The organism is Pseudomonas cannabina, assembly GCF_900100365.1.
In the GTDB taxonomy this organism is placed as follows: Bacteria; Pseudomonadota; Gammaproteobacteria; order Pseudomonadales; family Pseudomonadaceae; genus Aquipseudomonas; species Aquipseudomonas cannabina.
Genome location: NZ_FNKU01000001.1, coordinates 2,526,911 through 2,544,735, shown reverse-complemented (window position 1 = coordinate 2,544,735; position 17,825 = coordinate 2,526,911). Strand labels below are relative to the sequence as shown.

10 protein-coding genes and 1 pseudogene are annotated in these 17,825 nt (G+C 61.8%); 4 read left to right on the top strand and 7 right to left on the bottom strand.

Annotated elements, in window-relative coordinates; all coding sequences use genetic code 11:
- Nucleotides 1-29: 29 nt before the first annotated feature.
- Both pvdN and pvdM read right to left on the bottom strand, forming a co-directional pair.
- On the bottom strand, nucleotides 30-1,313 hold the full coding sequence (pvdN, locus tag BLT55_RS11940) for a pyoverdine-tailoring periplasmic protein PvdN (RefSeq protein WP_055000545.1): 1,284 nt from the start codon (nucleotides 1,311-1,313) through the stop codon (nucleotides 30-32).
- Nucleotides 1,306-2,700 carry a pyoverdine-tailoring dipeptidase-like protein PvdM gene (gene pvdM, locus BLT55_RS11935; protein WP_055000544.1) on the bottom strand — a complete coding sequence of 465 codons (1,395 nt, stop codon included), beginning with the start codon at nucleotides 2,698-2,700 and terminating at the stop codon, nucleotides 1,306-1,308. Before pvdM ends, pvdN begins: the two co-directional genes overlap by 8 nt.
- 180 nt (nucleotides 2,701-2,880) lie before the next feature.
- Between pvdM and pvdP the strand changes: the two genes are divergently transcribed.
- Nucleotides 2,881-4,515, top strand: a complete 1,635-nt coding sequence (gene pvdP / locus BLT55_RS11930) for a pyoverdine maturation tyrosinase PvdP (RefSeq protein WP_055000543.1) — start codon at nucleotides 2,881-2,883, stop codon at nucleotides 4,513-4,515.
- A 247-nt stretch (nucleotides 4,516-4,762) separates the two neighbouring features.
- On the opposite strand, the gene BLT55_RS11925 is transcribed toward pvdP, so the two are convergent.
- Genes BLT55_RS11925 through BLT55_RS11915 form a run of 3 tightly spaced genes read right to left on the bottom strand, consistent with a single transcriptional unit; the run spans nucleotide 4,763 to nucleotide 9,305 of the window.
- Nucleotides 4,763-6,151, bottom strand: coding sequence for an efflux transporter outer membrane subunit (locus BLT55_RS11925; RefSeq protein WP_055000542.1), 1,389 nt, complete (start codon nucleotides 6,149-6,151; stop codon nucleotides 4,763-4,765).
- 7 nt (nucleotides 6,152-6,158) lie between these two features.
- Nucleotides 6,159-8,132: a MacB family efflux pump subunit gene (locus tag BLT55_RS11920; protein WP_055000541.1), complete on the bottom strand. Its 1,974-nt coding sequence runs from the start codon at nucleotides 8,130-8,132 to the stop codon at nucleotides 6,159-6,161.
- Entirely contained in the window at nucleotides 8,133-9,305 is a 1,173-nt protein-coding gene (locus tag BLT55_RS11915) for an efflux RND transporter periplasmic adaptor subunit (RefSeq protein WP_074800464.1), read from the bottom strand. It lies immediately after the preceding gene.
- A gap of 192 nt (nucleotides 9,306-9,497) precedes the next feature.
- On the opposite strand from BLT55_RS11915, the pseudogene pvdQ reads away from it, so the two are divergent.
- Nucleotides 9,498-11,819 (top strand): annotated as a pseudogene (gene pvdQ / locus BLT55_RS11910) (bifunctional acylase PvdQ).
- A 53-nt stretch (nucleotides 11,820-11,872) separates the two neighbouring features.
- Here the strand turns inward: pvdQ and BLT55_RS11905 are convergent.
- Nucleotides 11,873-12,190 (bottom strand): hypothetical protein, encoded by a 318-nt coding sequence (locus BLT55_RS11905; protein WP_055001718.1) that lies wholly within the window; start codon nucleotides 12,188-12,190, stop codon nucleotides 11,873-11,875.
- A 171-nt stretch (nucleotides 12,191-12,361) separates the two neighbouring features.
- A complete protein-coding gene (locus BLT55_RS11900) occupies nucleotides 12,362-13,558 on the bottom strand; it encodes an amino acid aminotransferase (protein WP_055001717.1) in 1,197 nt (398 codons plus the stop codon).
- A gap of 390 nt (nucleotides 13,559-13,948) precedes the next feature.
- Here BLT55_RS11900 and uvrB point away from each other — a divergent pair, with 390 nt between their 5' ends.
- Nucleotides 13,949-15,964: an excinuclease ABC subunit UvrB gene (gene uvrB, locus BLT55_RS11895; protein ID WP_007250042.1), complete on the top strand. Its 2,016-nt coding sequence runs from the start codon at nucleotides 13,949-13,951 to the stop codon at nucleotides 15,962-15,964.
- A gap of 312 nt (nucleotides 15,965-16,276) precedes the next feature.
- Nucleotides 16,277-17,758 (top strand): glutamate--tRNA ligase, encoded by a 1,482-nt coding sequence (gene gltX, locus BLT55_RS11890; RefSeq protein ID WP_074800461.1) that lies wholly within the window; start codon nucleotides 16,277-16,279, stop codon nucleotides 17,756-17,758.
- The last annotated feature ends 67 nt before the right edge of the window (nucleotides 17,759-17,825 follow it).

The following is a 17,825-nucleotide window of genomic DNA, read 5'->3' as shown; positions in this document are numbered from 1 at the left end:
ACGGAAACAGTTGATGCAGTGCGGGCGCGTCAGGCGCGCTGGCTGAGCAGCTCCATGAAACGCTCGATTTCAGCCTCGTTGTTCAGCAGCCCCGGCGCGGTGCGTACCACCGGGCCGACGTCGCGGCTCACCGCATCGACCACCATGCGTTGCTTCATCAGCCACGCGGCCACCTCGTCGCTCTTCTGGCCCTTGAGCCGGAAAAAGCTGAAGCCCGCCGACAGCGCAGGGTCCATCGGTGTCACCAGCTCGACATTCGGTTGCGCTTGAAGACGCTGCTTGAGGTCGCTGTTGAGCTGATGAATACGTGCCTGCACGTCGGCTTTGCCCAGTTGCAGGTGCAGCTTGAACGCTTCGTTCAGCGCCCAGCGATGCTCGAACGAGTGATAACCGCCGGGCGTCATGATCGTGCTGAAACCGGTGGCTTCCGAGAACGTCGGAATTATCGGGGTGAGGTCTTTGACCTGCTCCGAACGGGCGCAGACAATCCCGGTGCCGCGCGGGCCGAACATCCACTTGTGGGTGCCCGCGACGTAGAAGTCGCACTTCATGTCCGGAAAATCCAGGTTCTCGACGCCAAAGCCGTGCACGCCATCGACCACGTACAGGATGCGGTCCTTGTCGTCGCGGTTGCGGTTGTGTTCTTCGACCAGATCACCGATGGCGCCGATCGGCAGTTTCACGCCGCTGCCCGACTGCACCCAGGTCATGCCCAGCACGCGCGTCTTGGGCTGAATGCTGCGGGCGATGGAGCCAATAATCTCGTCTGCCGAAACAGTGGCCGGGTCCTTGAACAGGCGAATCTTGCGCACCTGCGTGCCTTCGCGCTGCTGACGGAATTTAAGGATGTCGCGGGTGCAGGAATGCTCGTGCTCGGTGGTCAGGATCTCCTGATCCGGGCGTACATGAATACCGCCGTAGATGATCGCCAGTCCTTCGGTGGTGCTGCCGGTCAGGGCGATCTGGCCGGGTTGGGCATTCAGGTACTTGCCCGCCCAGACCCGAACCTCATGTTCGCGGCGCTCGGTTTCCTGCAGGTCCCAGTCCATCGCCAGGCCAGGATTGCGGTCGATGTGTGCACGATGTTGCTCGATGGCGTCGCGCACCGGTTTGGGGTGCGACGTGACCAGAAAGTTGGAAAAGTGAACGTAGTCCGGGTCCTGATTGAACAGCTGTTTCAGGCGTGCCCATTTGTCTGCGGCCATTGGCTCGGACGCTGTTAGTGGTTCGGCTGCTGTTGCCAGGCTGGAGCCCAGCGGCAGGGCTGCAGCGAGTAAGCCGGCCTGCTTGAGAAAGGTTCTGCGGTCAGTCATGAGCGGTTTCGCCTGATGATCGGGTAGCGGCGTTCGAGAGGTTCGTTTGTTTCGCATCAGGACGCGCCGAAGCCTGAACCTGCTCCCAGACACGCAAGAAATTGCCGCCCCAGAGTTTGGTGATGTCGGCTTCGGCGTAACCGCGCTCGATCAGCTCGGCGGTCACGTTGCGGATTTCGCTGACGTCGTTGAAGCCTTTCACGCCGCCACCATCGTTGAAGTCGGAGCTGATGCCGACATGGTCGATGCCGATCTTTCTGACCGTGTAATCGATGGCGTCGACGAAATCCTTGACCGTGGCCTTGGGTTCCTCTTCCAGAATCGCGTACAGCTTGCTGGCGTAGGCACCGAAGCGCTGTTCGGGCCAGACGGTAATGATCGGGTCGCCGGGCATCAGCGCCATGGCCAGATTCGGCAGCGGCGGCAGGTCAAAATCCTTGCGCAGGGCGTTGAGCTTGTCCTGGGTTTTCTGGGTCAGCGGCTTCAAATACGCTGGGAACGCCACAATCTGCACCACGCCGCCGCTCTGCTTGATGAGCTGCATTTCCTCGTCACTGAGGTTGCGCGGGATGTCCACCAGTGCGCGCGGTGCCGAGTGCGAGGCGACCATCGGCGTGCGGCTCAGTTGGCTGACCTGCAGCAGCGCCTTGCTCGACATCTGCGAGACGTCGATGATCACGCCCAGGTCATTGAGGCGCTGCACAGCCTGCTTGCCTATTTCAGAAAGCCCACCCAATGCGTCGGGCGTGTCGTTGAGGAAGGGCAGGGGCCGCGAGGAGTCGGCCCAACTGTTATTGCCCACATAGCTGAAACCGAACATGCGCATGCCACGCGCGGTCCAGTGGTCCAGCAGGTTCAGGTCGTCGCCCAGCGGGTAGGCGTTGAGCATGCTGATGAAGATCGCAAACTTGCCCTCGCCGTGCAGGCGGCGCATGTCGTCCGGGGTGTAGGCAATGCCGACCTGATTGGGGAAGTCGCGGACCATGCCGGTGATGATCTTGTAGCGCACTTCCTGCTGGTGGCGCGCTTCGTCGACAAAGCCGGGGGTCGGACGATGCGGGGCGTTGTCGCCGTTCCAGATTTCCGGCCAGCCGAAGATCGTCAATGCCGCGCCGGAGAGCCTGCCGCGGGCGGTTTTCACCAGGTCGAACTGCCCCGATCCGTCCTTGTCGGCCTCGTTGCCCTCGCTGCCGAATTTCATCGGCACGGTGATGTGGCTGTCGAAGGAAATGATCCGCTCTTGCAGGTCGTCGGCCTGTTTCATGATCTTCACCGGGTAACCGGCGGGCAGCCCGTAATTCCAGGCCAGAAAACCCGCGCCTGCACTGATGGCCAGGGCCAGCGGCAGGCCGATGAAGAGAGCCTTTTTCCAACGCGGTCTTGTCATTTCCGTCTCGTTTGATTAACCGTGGCGCAGCCCGCAAGGGCCGTTGCTATCTGGTGGAGAACGAGCGGATGGGCGAAAAATTTAGCGCAAGGTGGTGTGCGTGGGCATCGAGCTAAGTTTGTCAGCCGGTTTTACGTTCTAGCTTGGATAACAGCGGTCTCGGGTTGGAACAGGTAGGCAATGACGATTTCTCGACGAGGGTTCATGGCAGGGCTGGCGCTGACCGGCGCGGCGCTTCCGGCTGCTTATTACGCGCACCGCGAACTTACCCGCGCCGATGAACCCGTGACGCCGGGCGAGGCCACGGCCGGGCCTGCGGACACTGCCACTCAGCGCCTCGCCGATAAGCTGCGTGGTGTGTGGACCCTGCGTTTCGAGGGCCGCGATGCCGGGCTGAGCGGAGCGCCGCTGCAAGGCCTGGAAATGTTTCTCGACATTGCCCCACGTGGGCGTGGCCTGCGCGGCTATATCGACACGGCCGAGCAACTGCGCGGCGAGGGCATGCCACGCTTTCGGGTGATAGGCGACCTGCAACCGGCCAACGCCGCGAAACTGTATCTGCGTGTGATGGACGGCCACGCGGGCAATGATCCGCACAGCGACACTCCGGATTACGAATTCAGCCTGACCCTCGATGAAGTCTGGGGCGCGTTCGGCAATGCCGGCAGCGGCACGCTGAGCGGGCGTGTCGAGCGACTGGATCGGCCATTGGCTTTGCCGGAACTGGAAAATCGCCTGATCGCCATCAAACAGGTATTCCCCGAGGCGCGGGAACGGGTGGGTCTGAGTCCGCCGTTTCTGGCTTGGCTGGTTTCCAAGGAGCATCGCCTGTTTCACCAACTCTGGCATGCGTCTCGGGACAAATGGCACAAACTGCCCGAGGATAAGCGCGATGCTCTGCGCGGCATTGGCTGGCAGCCGGGGCCACGGGAAAAAGAGCGTGATGCCCGTGGCCCGCACAAAGACCGTAACGGCTCGGGTGAAGACTTTTTCTACATGCACCGGCACATGCTGATTCAGGCCCGCAAGATTCAGGACCTGCCGTCGTGGCCGCGCTTTCCGTTGCCACAGCCGGAGCTTGAGCGCGACCGGTTGGGCTTTGCCCGCTACTTCGACAATCACGATGGCTGCGCCTTGCCGCCCAACTGGCTGGCGCAGGGTGATGAGGAATACACGGAGCTGGTCAGCGACATCAAAAGCCACGAGACCTATCACACGCATTTTCAGGTGTGGGAATCGCAGTACCGCGATCCGCGTTTTCTGTCGAAGCTGACGTTGGGGCAGTTCGGTTCGCAGGTCGAGCTGGAGCTGCATGACTGGCTGCACATGCGCTGGGCCGCGGTGGCGCGCGACCCGGCCAATGGCCAGCCGGTGCCGATGGCCCGTCGTTCGGACGACTTCGCCGAGCGCTGGTTCGAGCCGCAAAACGACTTTCTGGCCGACCCGTTTTCGTCGCACGTGAACCCGGTGTTCTGGATGTTCCACGGCTGGATCGATGACCGCATCGACGACTGGTTCCGCGCTCATGAGCGCTTTCATCCGGGCGAAGTGAAACGCCTGAATGTCAACGGCGTGCCATGGTTCGCACCGGGCCGCTGGGTTGAAGTCAGCGACCCATGGCTGGGCCCGGAAACCCACGGTTGCAGCACCGTGCCGGGGCAGGCGGCGGGCACGACCATGGAAATGGACCCGGAAGTCATGAAGCTTGCGTTGCGGATTACTTTTGCGGCCGATGACAAGTTGAGCAACCTGCTGCGCCGTGTACCGCGCAGGCCTTGGTATGCAAGGAATTTGCTGCCGGAGAGGTGGTTTTAACGAGCGGTGACGAGTGCCCATGCTCCGTGCTCAGCGTTATACACTCATCCTGTGGGAGTGAGCTTGCTCACGAAAAGGCAGGTACAGCCCCCCAAGACAGGTCGCTTGAACCATTGCCTTCGCGAGCAAGCTCACTCCCACAAAGGGCTATGTCTATACTGATGCTGTGGTTTAATCCCCCTTTTTTCGGGCTCAGTGATGTATGGCGCGGAGCATCGCACGATAGCCGCCGCTGGCCCTGACCCGTTCAGTGCACCTGCCAACCCCCACCCAGCGCTTTATACAGCGCAATGCTCGCCTGCATCCTTGCCAGCCGTAACTGCACGCTCACATCCTGCGCCAGGTACAGCGTGCGTTGGGTTTCCAGTACGGTCAGTAAATCCTCTGCCCCGGCTTCGTAGCGGCTCTGCGCAATGCGGAAGGCGGTTTGCGCCTGTTTGAGCTCTTCTTCATGCCAGTAGCGTTGCTGGTCCAGGCCGCTGATGCTGTTCAAGGCTTTTTCTACGTCGGCGAAGCTGTTGATGATCGCGCCGCGGTAGGTTTCCAGCAGTTCTTGCTGGCGCGCCGAAGCACGGTCGCGTTCAGCCCCCAAGCGTCCGTTATTGAAAATCGGCCCGACCAGCCCGGCCGCCAGGCTGCTGAATGGCGCACGCAGCCAGTCTTCGGCGCGGGTGGCTTCGGTGCCCAGCCGGGCACTCAGCGTCAGTTTCGGCAGCATCGCCGCGCGGGCTACCGTAACGTTGGCCTGCGCGGCCGCCAGTTCGGCTTCGGCCTTGGCCAGGTCAGGGCGGCGGGTCAGCAGGTCGCTGGGCACGCCTGCGCCGATGTCCGGCCAGTTCAGCGTGTCGAAGGCCTGATCGCTCAGCTTGAGATTCTGCACCGGCTGGCCGAGCAGTGCGGCGAGGGTGATCAACTGTTCGTTGGCCAGTTGCTGGATACGCGGCAGTTCGCGCTGCTGGGTGGCAACCAGATTTTTCTGCTGCGCCAGTTCCAGCGCAGTGGCCGAGCCCGCATCAAAACGGGTCTGCACCAGCCTCAAAACGCTCTGCGCATTGGCCAGGTTCAGCCCGGCGATCCGGCCTTGCTCGCGTGCTGCCAGGGTTTGCGCGTAGCGGTCGGCGACGTTACTGAGCAAGGTCAGCTCCACGGTCGCCTGGTCGAACTCGCTGGCGCGCAGGCCCTGTAACGCGCTGTCGCGTCCGGCCGCGATGCCACCCCAGAAATCCACTTCGTAGCTGGCGGTCAGGTCGCTGGTGAAGTTGTTGGTGTTGTTGTCGTCGGACGGGTTGGCCTTGCGGTCGCTGTTGCGCACAAACTTGTTGCGTTCGCCGCGCAGGTCAAACGCCAGTTCCGGCAGCAGCGGCGCACCACCGATGATGGCGGTCGCCTGAGCCTGACGCACCCGCGCCATTGCCGCCGCCACTTCATGGCTGTCGCGGCTGGCCTGAGCGATTAGGCGGTTCAGTTCCGGACTGCCGAAGCGTTGCCACCATTGGGCATCGCTGCGCTGGCTGGCAGCGCGCTCGGCAAATGCCCAGCTTGCGGGTGGCTGGATGCCGCTGTCCAGGCGCGGGGCAGGCGTATTGCACGCGCTCAGCAACAGGCAGACGGTCAGCAGGGAAAGGCGTGGCTTCATCGAATAATCATTCACTGGTAAGGGCCGCCACCGGGTCAAGCCGGGCAGCTTTGCGGGCCGGCATGAAGCCGAAAATCACTCCGGTGACAAGGGCACAGGCAAAGGCACCGATCACCGCAGACAGGGTGAAGGCCACCGCCACCTTGCTCGCCAGCAAGGCCGCGCCCATCGCCAGCGCCAGCACGATACCGGCCAGCCCGCCGACCACCGAGAGCATCACCGCTTCGGTGAGAAACTGGCGCAGAATGTCGCGCTGCCGCGCCCCGGTGGCCATGCGAATGCCGATCTCGCGGGTGCGTTCGCGCACGGTCATGAGCATGATGTTCATCACCCCGATGCCGCCGACCAGCAGCGAGATGGCAGCAATCGAGCCGAGCATCAGCGACAGGGTGTTCTGGGTGCGCGCTTCGGCCTGGATCATCGCGGCGTTGTTGGTCAGCTCGTAATCCTGCTTGCCGTTGTGCAGGCGTTGCAGCAGGTTGCGAATCGCTGTTTCGGCCTGCCTGACGTTATTGGCATCGCGGGTAGCGATGGTGATGTACTCCGGGTCCTGCGAACCGAACAGGCGGATGCTGGCCGACGAATACGGAATCGCGATGCGGTTGTCGCTGTCCAGGTCGCCCGAGGTCGCGCCTTTTTCCTGAAGCACGCCGACCACCTGAAACGGCACGTTCTCGATGAGGATGTATTGACCGATAGGGTCGATGCGATCACCGAACAGCTTCTGCCGGACTTTGTAACCAATCACGGCCACGGCGGCTGCGCTCTGTTCGTCGGCCTCACTGAAGTAACTGCCTTCCACGACCGGCCAGTTGAAGATCGCCGGAAAGTGCGTGTCGTTGCCACCGACGTAGCTTGAGTGATCGACATTGCCGAATCGCACTCCTGCCTGTCCACCGTTGACCGGCATGATCATTTTCACTTCGGGCAACTCGCCCAGCGCGGCGACTTCTTCCAGGGTGATGACACCTTTGGGGGCGCGCGGGTTAGGTGCCTTGCCGTTCAGATAAATGATGTTGGAGCCAAACGAAGACATCTGCGCCATGACCTGGCGCTTGCTGCCTTCACCGACCGCGAGCATGACCACCACCGACGCGACACCGATAACGATGCCCAATAAGGTCAGCGCGGTACGGAAGCGGTTGATCCACATGACCCGCCACGCCGCTTGAATAGCGTCGAGCAGCTCGCCTTTCCAGGCACCGCGACTGTCACTGCCTTCGCTCAGACGCTTGCGCAGATCGACGGCCTGTAGCGCGGCCGGGTTGGCGGAGGGCGGCACCTCGGAAACATCCCGAACGGTATCGCTGATCACCAGACCGTCGCTGATCTCGATGACCCGGTTGGCTCGGGTGGCGACTTCCCGATCGTGGGTAATCAGAATCACCACATGCCCCTGGCTGGCCAGTTCGTCCAGCAGGGTCATGACCTCGGCACCGCTGTGGCTGTCCAGCGCGCCGGTGGGTTCGTCGGCAAGAATGATGTGCCCGCCATTCATCAAGGCGCGGGCGATGGACACCCGTTGCTGCTGGCCGCCGGAGAGTTGATGCGGCCGGTTGCCGGTGCGTGAGGCCAGGCCCAGGCGGTCGAGGAGGGCGGCGGCTCGGGCGTGGCGCTCTGCGGCGGGCGTACCGGCGTAGATGGCGGGCATCTCGACGTTCTCCTGCGCTGAACCGGACGGGATCAGGTGGTAGCCCTGAAACACGAAACCGAACGCCTCGCGACGCAGCCAGGCCAGTTCGTCGCTGCCCAGTTCGGCAACGTTTTCCCCGGCGAACAGGTAGTCACCCGAGGTCGGACGGTCCAGGCAGCCGAGGATGTTCATCAGCGTCGATTTGCCGGAGCCGGAGGCGCCGACAATTGCCACGAACTCACCGGCATGAATCGACAGATCGATGCCGCGCAGCACGTTGACCCGCGGGCTGTCGCCACCGCCGTAGGATTTGCGGATGCCCCGCAGGTCGATCAGCGGCGTGTGCATTCAGCCTCCGCTGCCGACGGGCGCTGGCACCAGCAGGCGATCACCTTCGCTGAGCCCGTCGAGAATCTGCACGCGCAGACGGTCGCTGATCCCGGTGCGCACCTGGCGCTTCTGCACCTCGCCATTAGCGGCTAGCACCTGCGCGGTCTGAACATCGGCTTGCGCATCGTTGCGTAGGGCCGCGAGCGGGGCGGTGAGGGTGTTTTCAGCTTTACCGGCGACGAAAAAGATCTGTGCAGTCATTTCTGCCATCAGTGCCTGATCGCTGTTGTCGACATCCAGCAGCACGGTGTACCGCACCACACGGCCACCGCCGCTTTTGCGCGAACTGCTCGGGCTGCCGCCGCCCTGATTAGCCTGGTCCAGCGGCCTGGGCGGCACGGGCAGAATCTGCCGCACGGTGCTGCTCCAGCGCCGGCTGCCGCCGCTGAGGGTGGTGAAATAGACGGTCATGCCCGGTTTGACGTGGCCGATGTCGGCTTCTGACACTTCGGCCCAGACGGTCATCGGTGACAACCGGGCGATGCGCAGAATCAGCGGCGTCTGTTGTTGCGCGTTGAGGGTCTGGCCTTCGCGGGCGTCCAGCGCGACCACGGTGCCGCTCATCGGCGCAAAGATGCGCGTGTAACCCAGCGCCGCTTCGTCACTGCGCAGCGCGGCCTGGGCTTCGAGAATCTGCGCCTTGAACATGTCGACCCGGGCCTGAGTGGCACGAAATTCCGATTGCGCCGCCTGTACGTCCTCGGCGCGTGTGGCACCGCCTGCGGCAAGGCTTTTCTGCCGTTGTTGCTTTTGCTCGGCCAGCTCGTGCAGCGCACGCTGCTCTTGAAGCTGGGCCTTGAGGTTGTCGATGGCGTAGCGCGCGGCGTCGAGTTTGGCTTTTTGCGTCGACGGGTCGATTTCCACCAGTAAATCGCCTTCCTTGACCTGATCACCGACCTGCGCGTGGATCTTCATTATCTGCCCGCTGGCCTGCGAGCCGACGTCCACGTAACTGCGCGGTTGCAGGGTGCCCAGCGCGGTCACGCTGTTTTCGATGGTGCCGCGGGTCACCGTCACGGTCGAGGCGTTGCCCGTACCGTCGGGCAGGATCTGCCAGGCACACACGGCAATGACCGGAAACAGACACAGCGCCACGAGGAGGGCGCGTCGAGGGTATCGAGAGCGTTTCATGCAGATTCCTGCGCTGGGAAGTCAGCCGGTCGCTAGGCGACGGCCACGAGAGCTGCCCTTTAGACGAGGAATGGCGACGGGAATTTAGCGCCGATCACGGGCTGTACGATTCAACTAAAAATCTGCGTCCGTACTTCGTTTAACGGGAGCGGCTAATTCGGGTCGTGTTATCGAGTGGGAGTCAGCGTGATTATGTCCAGAATACTGCCCGGTTTTCTGTTTGCAGGTCTTTCGTGCGCGGTGGTTTTGCCTGCGCAGGCGCTGGTTGCGCATGAACAACAGGCCGCTAGCGCCGAGATTCGGCGCACCGGCTTCGGCGTGCCGCACATCGTTGCCGCCGATGAACGAGGCTTGGGCTACGGCATCGGATACGCCTATGCGCAGGACAACCTGTGCCTGCTGGCCAATGAAATCGTCACCGTCAACGGCGAGCGCTCGCGCTATTTCGGGCCGGACAAGGCGACCCTTGAGCAGCGTAACAACATGGCCAGCGACCTGCTGTTCCAGTGGCTCAATACGCCAGAGGCGCTGGCGGATTTCTGGAAAGCCCAGCCGCCCGAGATTCGCCAATTGATGCAGGGCTATGTCGCTGGTTACAACCGTTCGCTCGCCGAGCAGACCACCCAAGGTCTGCCACAACCCTGCGCGGCGGAGTGGGTGCGGCCGATCAGCACTGATGATCTGGTGCGCCTGACCCGTCGTCTGCTGGTCGAAGGGGGTGTCGGGCAGTTCACTGAAGCCTTTGCCGGTGCCCAACCGCCTTCTGCGCAAAAGCCATTGCAGGTCGATAGCCAGCAGGTTCAGGCGCTGCAACTGGCCGCTGCCCGCAACGAGCGCTTTGCCCTGGAGCGCGGCAGCAATGCAGTGGCGGTGGGGCGTGATCTGTCCGCCAACGGGCGCGGCATGCTGCTGGCCAATCCGCACTTTCCGTGGGGTGGCGGCATGCGTTTCTATCAGATGCACCTGACCATCCCCGGCAAGCTGGACGTCATGGGCGCGGCGCTGCCGGGCCTGCCGCTGATCAACATCGGCTTCAACCAGCATCTGGCCTGGAGCCACACCGTCGATACATCGAAACACTTCACTCTGCACCGTTTGCAACTCGATCCGAAAGACTCGACCCGTTACTTGCTGGATGGTAAATCCATCGCAATGGCTAAACAGCAGGTCAGCGTCGAAGTGAGGCAGCCGGACGGTACGCTCAAGGTGGTGCCGCGCATCATCTATTCCTCGAAGTTCGGCCCGGTGGTGCAGTGGCCGGGCAAGCTGGACTGGGATGACAAGTTTGCCTTCAGCCTGCGCGATGCCAACCTGAAAAACGATCGGGTGCTGCAGCAATGGTATGCGATGGACAAGGCTGACAGCCTCAAGGCGTTTCAGGATTCGGTGCACAGGATTCAGGGCATTCCGTGGGTCAACACATTGGCAGTCGATGCCAAGGGACAGGCGCTGTACATGAATATTTCGGTGGTGCCGAACGTTGACGCCGTGAAGCTTGCCAAGTGCAGCGACCCGCGCATCGGCACCGAACTGATCGTGCTCGATGGCTCGCGCAGAGAGTGCAACTGGGACGTGTCTCCCGAGGCGGCGCAAGCCGGTATTTACCCTTCTTCGCGCCAGCCGCAACTGTTGCGGACCGATTTCGTGCAGCACTCCAATGACTCGGCCTGGATGGTCAACCCGGCTGCGCCGCTGAAAGACTTTTCGCCACTGATCAGCTAGGCCGGTCAGCCGCTGGGCCAGCGGGCGCGCTTTGCGCTGGATCGGTTGAGCAGCCTGCAGAAGGCAGGCAAGGTCAGCGTCGAGAACCTGCAAGCGATGGTCATGGACAACGAGGTGTATCACGCGGGGCAAGTGCTGCCGGACCTGCTCAGGTTCTGCGCCTCAGAGCTGGGTGACGATGCCGCGCGCCTGACGCCGTTGTGTACCGCACTGAAAGCCTGGGACGGTCGCGCTGACCTGAACAGCGGCATCGGCTTTGTGTACTTCCAGCGCATCGTGACGTCCATGCAGGCCGTCGCCTCTCGCTGGCGCGTGGTGTTCGACCCGCAGAACCCGGTCCATACGCCGAGCGGGCTGGCCATTGAATACCCGGAAGTCGCCACCGCGTTGCGCGCCGCCATGCTTGCGGCGGTCGATGAGGTGGCCAAGGCCGGTCTCTCTGCTGAGACCCGATGGGGCGATATTCAGGTTTCCAGCATCAGCGGTCAACCGGTCCCGATTCACGGCGGCCCGGCCGGGCTGGGCATCTACAACGCCATGCAGACGGTCGCGGGCAAGGACGGCAAACGCGAGGTGGTCAGTGGCACCAGCTATTTGCAGGTGGTGACGTTTGATGAACAGGGCCCGAAGGCGCAGGGTTTGCTGGCGTTTTCCGAGTCCAGCAATCCGCAGTCCGCCCATTCACGGGATCAGACCGAAGCGTTTTCGAAAAAACAATGGAGCACGCTGCCGTTCACCGAGCAGCAAATCAAGGCTGATCCGGCGTATCAGGTGCAGGTGATCAAGGAATAAATCGCAAGCGCATTTGGGCCATACGACCCAAATGCGCTTTTCGGTTGTTTCATTCAGCCCGCGTTGGTGTCGATATCAGCGTCGGTGCCTTGAGTGGGCTGCTGATTGCGCTGGTCTTCCTTTTTTTGCTGCGGCTCGTAGTCAGGCACATAGGCGCTGCCGTTGGACTGCTGGTTCTGATCCTGACTTTGCGACTGGCTTTGGCTGGGGGCAGGGGTCTGCCCCTGTTTCTGGCCGTTACCTGTTTCGGTTTCTGGTTCTACATCCGAAACCTGCGGCTCGATGGCCGGATCGTTGCGGTCCGGACCTGGCGCGGCAGGGGCGTCCTGATTGGGCGTCGGTTCTTTCTGGCGTTGCGGTTCGATGGACATGATTACCTCGATAGCTGATTCAGAAAAAGGTCTGACAGGGTTTCGAGGCAGGTTTTTTCGGATCGTTCGATGGAAAGTACTCAGTGGAGCGTCAGCTACAAGCTAAAGCGGTCCTGCTTTTGCTTGCAGCTTTTGCTTGCAGCTTTTGCTTGCAGCTTGCAGCTTGCAGCTTTAAAGCACCTTCTTGATCGCCTCACACACCACGTCAATATTCTTCTGATTCAACGCTGCCACGCAGATGCGACCGGTGTCCAGCGCGTAAATGCCGAATTCGCTGCGCAGGCGCTGGGCCTGGGCGGCCGTCAGGCCGGAGTAGGAGAACATGCCGCACTGACGGTCGACGAAGCTGAAATCCTGACCGGCCGGGTTATCGGCCAGACGCTCGACCATTGCTTTGCGCATGCCCTGGATGCGCACGCGCATCTCGCCGAGTTCTTCTTCCCACATAGCGCGCAATGCCGGGTCGTTGAGCACCGCAGCGGAGATGATCGCGCCGTGAGTCGGCGGGTTGGAGTAGTTGGTGCGGATCACGCGTTTGACCTGCGACAGGACGCGGGCGGTTTCTTCTTTCGATTCGGTGATGATCGACAGCGCACCGACGCGCTCGCCGTACAGCGACAGCGATTTGGAGAACGAGCTGGAGGCGAAGAAGGTCAGGCCCGACTCGGCGAACAGGCGCACCGCGAGGGCGTCTTCCTGAATACCTTGGCCGAAGCCCTGATAAGCCATGTCCAGAAACGGCACGTGGCCCTTGGCCTTGACCACTTCCAGGACCTTTTTCCAGTCGTCCAGGCTCAAGTCGACGCCGGTCGGGTTGTGGCAGCAGGCGTGCAGAACGACCACCGAATTGTTCGGCAGGTTGTGCAGGTCTTCGAGCATGCCGGTGCGGTTCACGTCATGCGTGGCGGCGTCGTAGTAACGATAGTTCTGCACCGGGAAACCGGCGGTTTCGAACAGCGCACGGTGGTTTTCCCAGCTTGGGTCGCTGATGGCCACAACCGCGTTGGGCAGCAGTTGCTTGAGGAAGTCGGCACCGATCTTCAAGGCGCCTGTGCCGCCGACCGATTGAGTGGTCAGTACACGGCCCGACGCGATCAGCGATGAATCGGCACCCAGCAGCAGCTTCTGCACGGCCTGGTCGTAGGCGGCAATGCCGTCGATCGGCAGGTAGCCGCGCGGCGCGTGCTGGGCGACACGGATCTTTTCAGCTTCAGCCACGGCACGCAGCAGAGGAATACGCCCGTCTTCATCACAGTAAACGCCCACGCCAAGGTTGACCTTGGTGGTGCGGGTGTCGGCGTTGAAGGCTTCGTTGATACCCAGGATCGGATCGCGGGGTGCCATTTCGACAGCGGAGAACAGGCTCATTGTGCGGCGGCTCTTGATGAAGAGTGGGAAGGGGCTACACGCTGCGGCTCGATGCGCCGAAGCGGTGCGCAAACAGGGGCTAGTATAGAGAGCATCCCCTCGTCGGGCGACAGGGCGGGGCGGGTTTTTTGCAGGTTTTTGCGCATATTTGCAGAACGTTCGTTCGGTTAAAACCTCAATGCTTCAGGTGCATGCCTTGAAAGGCTGATATATGACTCCATCTATTAGCCATCACTTCGAAACATCGCACGTCTGCTTCCCGGCGGGAACGGTCGTCTGTGATGATTTCGTCATTGCGCGCCCGAACTTTTTATCCATGCGGTCAGGGCAGTCAGGTCGCGGGCAGATTCACGCGAACCCCTGATACGCGCGCCAATCAAGAGGTCAGTTATGTCCGAGTTCCAGCTCGTTACCCGTTTTGAGCCAGCCGGTGATCAGCCCGAGGCCATTCGCCAACTGGTCGAAGGGATCGATGCGGGGCTCGCGCACCAGACCTTGCTGGGTGTGACCGGCTCGGGCAAGACGTTCAGCATCGCCAACGTCATTTCCCAGATCAAGCGACCGACCCTGGTGCTGGCGCCGAACAAGACCCTGGCCGCGCAGCTGTACGGCGAGTTCAAGGCATTCTTCCCGAACAACGCCGTGGAGTATTTCGTCTCCTACTACGACTACTATCAGCCCGAAGCCTATGTGCCGTCGTCGGACACCTTCATCGAGAAGGATGCGTCGATCAACGACCATATCGAACAGATGCGCCTGTCGGCGACCAAGGCGCTGCTGGAGCGCAAGGACGCGATCATTGTCACCACGGTGTCGTGCATTTACGGTCTGGGCAGCCCGGAAACGTATCTGCGCATGGTCATGCACATCGACCGCGGCGACAAACTTGATCAGCGTGCCTTGCTGCGCCGTCTGGCGGACCTGCAATACACCCGCAATGACATGGACTTTGCTCGCGCGACGTTCCGGGTGCGTGGCGACGTGATCGACATCTATCCGGCCGAATCCGATCTGGAAGCGATCCGTATCGAGCTGTTCGACGACGAAGTCGAGAGCCTGTCGGCGTTCGACCCGCTGACCGGCGAGGTGATCCGCAAGCTGCCGCGTTTCACCTTTTACCCGAAAAGCCACTACGTCACGCCACGCGAGACGCTGGTCGAAGCGATGGAAAACATCAAGGTCGAGCTGCAAGAGCGGCTGGAATACCTGCGCAGCCAGAACAAGCTGGTGGAAGCCCAGCGACTGGAGCAGCGTACCCGTTTCGACCTGGAGATGATGCTGGAACTGGGCTACTGCAACGGCATCGAAAACTACTCGCGCTACCTGTCGGGCCGCCCATCCGGCGCGCCGCCGCCGACCTTGTTCGACTACCTGCCGGCTGATGCCTTGCTGGTGATCGACGAGTCCCACGTCAGCGTGCCGCAGGTCGGCGCGATGTACAAAGGCGACCGCTCCCGCAAGGAAACCCTGGTGGAATATGGTTTCCGCCTGCCATCGGCGCTGGACAACCGGCCCATGCGTTTCGACGAGTGGGAAGCGATCAGCCCGCAGACCATTTTTGTTTCGGCCACGCCCGGCAACTATGAGGCGGAACATGCGGGCCGCATTGTTGAGCAGGTGGTACGCCCGACCGGTCTGGTCGACCCACAGATCGAGATCCGCCCGGCGCTGACTCAGGTCGATGACCTGCTGTCGGAAATCCACAAGCGCGCGGCGCTCGAAGAGCGGGTACTGGTTACCACGCTGACCAAGCGCATGTCCGAGGACTTGACCGATTACCTCAGCGACCATGGCGTGCGGGTGCGTTACCTGCACTCGGACATCGACACGGTGGAGCGCGTCGAGATCATTCGCGATTTGCGATTGGGTACGTTTGATGTGCTGGTGGGCATCAACCTGCTGCGCGAGGGCCTGGACATGCCGGAAGTGTCGCTGGTGGCGATTCTCGATGCCGACAAGGAAGGCTTCCTGCGTTCCGACCGCTCGCTGATCCAGACCATCGGCCGGGCGGCACGTAACCTCAATGGCCGGGCGATTCTGTATGCCGATCGCATCACCGGATCGATGGAGCGCGCCATCGGCGAGACCGAGCGACGTCGCGAGAAACAGATCGCCTTTAACCTGGAACACGGCATCACCCCGAAAGGCGTGTTCAAGGACGTTGCCGACATCATGGAAGGCGCCACCGTGCCGGGTTCGCGCAGCAAAAAGCGCAAAGGCATGGCCAAAGCCGCCGAAGAAAACGCCCGCTACGAAAACGAACTGCGCTCGCCGAGCGAGATCAACAAGCGCATTCGCCAACTGGAAGAAAAAATGTACCAACTGGCCCGCGACCTGGAATTCGAGGCCGCCGCACAGATGCGCGACGAGATCGGCAAATTGCGCGAGCGGTTGCTGGCGGTTTGATCCGCTGGTGGTTATCACGCTGAGTGTGGGCACCTGAGGGAGATCGCGGACACTTGTGGGAGTGGACTTGTCCACGAAGACATTCTACATATGCAATGGTTTTGCTGCCGGTTCCCGGCAGTTCGCGGACAAGCGAAGCGTCGCCCGGTCCGCTCCCACAGATTCCGGGCACCTGTGTGAGATCGCGGACACTGTGGGAGTGGACTTGTCCACGAAGACGTTCTATGGAGACGATCACATCACCCGCGCTGGAGCCTCAGCCCCCCGGCCTGTTAACATTCCGCGCTTGATCGATCTACTCCGGGATTTTCCATGACCACCGTTCGTACCCGCATCGCGCCATCGCCCACCGGCGACCCTCACGTCGGCACGGCCTACATCGCGCTGTTCAACTACTGCTTTGCCAAACAGCACGGCGGCGAGTTCATTCTGCGCATTGAAGACACCGACCAGTTGCGCTCGACCCGCGAGTCCGAACAGCAGATCTTCGACGCGCTGCGCTGGCTGGGCATCGACTGGAGCGAAGGTCCGGACGTTGGTGGTCCACATGGTCCCTACCGGCAGAGCGAGCGGGGCGATATCTACCAGAAATACGCGCAGCAACTGGTCGAACTGGGCCATGCCTTCCCGTGCTTCTGCACCGCCGAAGAACTCGACGAGATGCGCGCCGAGCAGCAGGCCAAGGGCGAAACCCCGCGTTACGACGGTCGTGCCTTGCTGCTCTCCAAAGAGGAAGTCCAGCGCCGTCTGGATGCCGGCGAGCCGCACGTCATCCGCATGAAAGTGCCGACCGAAGGCGTCTGCGTGGTGCCGGACATGCTGCGTGGCGAAGTCGAAATCCCGTGGGACCGCATGGACATGCAGGTCCTGATGAAGACCGACGGCCTGCCGACTTACTTCCTCGCCAATGTGGTCGATGACCACCTGATGGGGATTACCCACGTGCTGCGTGGTGAAGAATGGCTGCCATCGGCACCAAAACTGATCCTGCTTTACGAGTATTTTGGCTGGGACAAGCCGCAGCTGTGCTACATGCCGCTGCTGCGTAACCCGGACAAGAGCAAGCTGTCCAAGCGCAAGAACCCGACTTCGGTGACGTTCTACGAGCGCATGGGCTTCATGCCTGAAGCGATGCTCAACTACCTGGGCCGCATGGGTTGGTCGATGCCGGATGAGCGCGAGAAGTTCTCGCTGCAGGAAATGGTCGACCACTTCGACCTGTCCCGCGTCTCGCTGGGCGGGCCGATCTTCGACATCGAGAAGCTCTCCTGGCTCAACGGCCAGTGGCTGCGTGAACTGCCGGTCGAGGAGTTCGCCTCGCGTCTGCAGACGTGGGCGCTGAACCCCGAGTACATGATGAAGATCGCGCCGCATGTGCAGGGCAGGGTAGAGACCTTCAGCCAGGTCGCGCCGCTGGCGGGCTTCTTCTTCGCAGGCGGCGTTACGCCTGATGTGAAGCTGTTCGAGCACAAGAAGCTGTCGCCGGACCAGGTGCGTCAGGTCATGCAGTTGATCCTGTGGAAACTCGAATCGCTGCGTCAATGGGAGAAAGAGCGGATCATGGGCTGCATCCAGGCAGTGGTCGAGCACCTCGAACTCAAGTTGCGTGACGCCATGCCGCTGATGTTCGCAGCGATCATCGGTCAGGCCAACTCGGTCTCGGTGACCGACGCGATGGAGATCCTCGGGCCGGACCTGACACGTTTCCGTCTGCGTCAGGCACTGGATTTGCTGGGTGGCGTCTCGAAGAAAGAAAACAAGGAATGGGAAAAGCTGCTGGGTGCCATTGCCTGAGGCACACGCCCGCACGTCTGAATCGCCCCCGGTTTTTCGGGGCTTGAAAGGTAAGTGGTTGTATTAC

Bases quoted from the DNA above. Each gene is read 5' to 3' on its own strand.
- pvdN (WP_055000545.1), bottom strand. From the start codon at position 1,313: ATGACTGACCGCAGAACCTTTCTCAAGCAGGCCGGCTTACTCGCTGCA.
- pvdM (WP_055000544.1), bottom strand. From the start codon at position 2,700: ATGACAAGACCGCGTTGGAAAAAGGCTCTCTTCATCGGCCTGCCGCTG.
- pvdP (WP_055000543.1), top strand. From the start codon at position 2,881: ATGACGATTTCTCGACGAGGGTTCATGGCAGGGCTGGCGCTGACCGGC.
- BLT55_RS11925 (WP_055000542.1), bottom strand. From the start codon at position 6,151: ATGAAGCCACGCCTTTCCCTGCTGACCGTCTGCCTGTTGCTGAGCGCG.
- BLT55_RS11920 (WP_055000541.1), bottom strand. From the start codon at position 8,132: ATGCACACGCCGCTGATCGACCTGCGGGGCATCCGCAAATCCTACGGC.
- BLT55_RS11915 (WP_074800464.1), bottom strand. From the start codon at position 9,305: ATGAAACGCTCTCGATACCCTCGACGCGCCCTCCTCGTGGCGCTGTGT.
- BLT55_RS11905 (WP_055001718.1), bottom strand. From the start codon at position 12,190: ATGTCCATCGAACCGCAACGCCAGAAAGAACCGACGCCCAATCAGGAC.
- BLT55_RS11900 (WP_055001717.1), bottom strand. From the start codon at position 13,558: ATGAGCCTGTTCTCCGCTGTCGAAATGGCACCCCGCGATCCGATCCTG.
- uvrB (WP_007250042.1), top strand. From the start codon at position 13,949: ATGTCCGAGTTCCAGCTCGTTACCCGTTTTGAGCCAGCCGGTGATCAG.
- gltX (WP_074800461.1), top strand. From the start codon at position 16,277: ATGACCACCGTTCGTACCCGCATCGCGCCATCGCCCACCGGCGACCCT.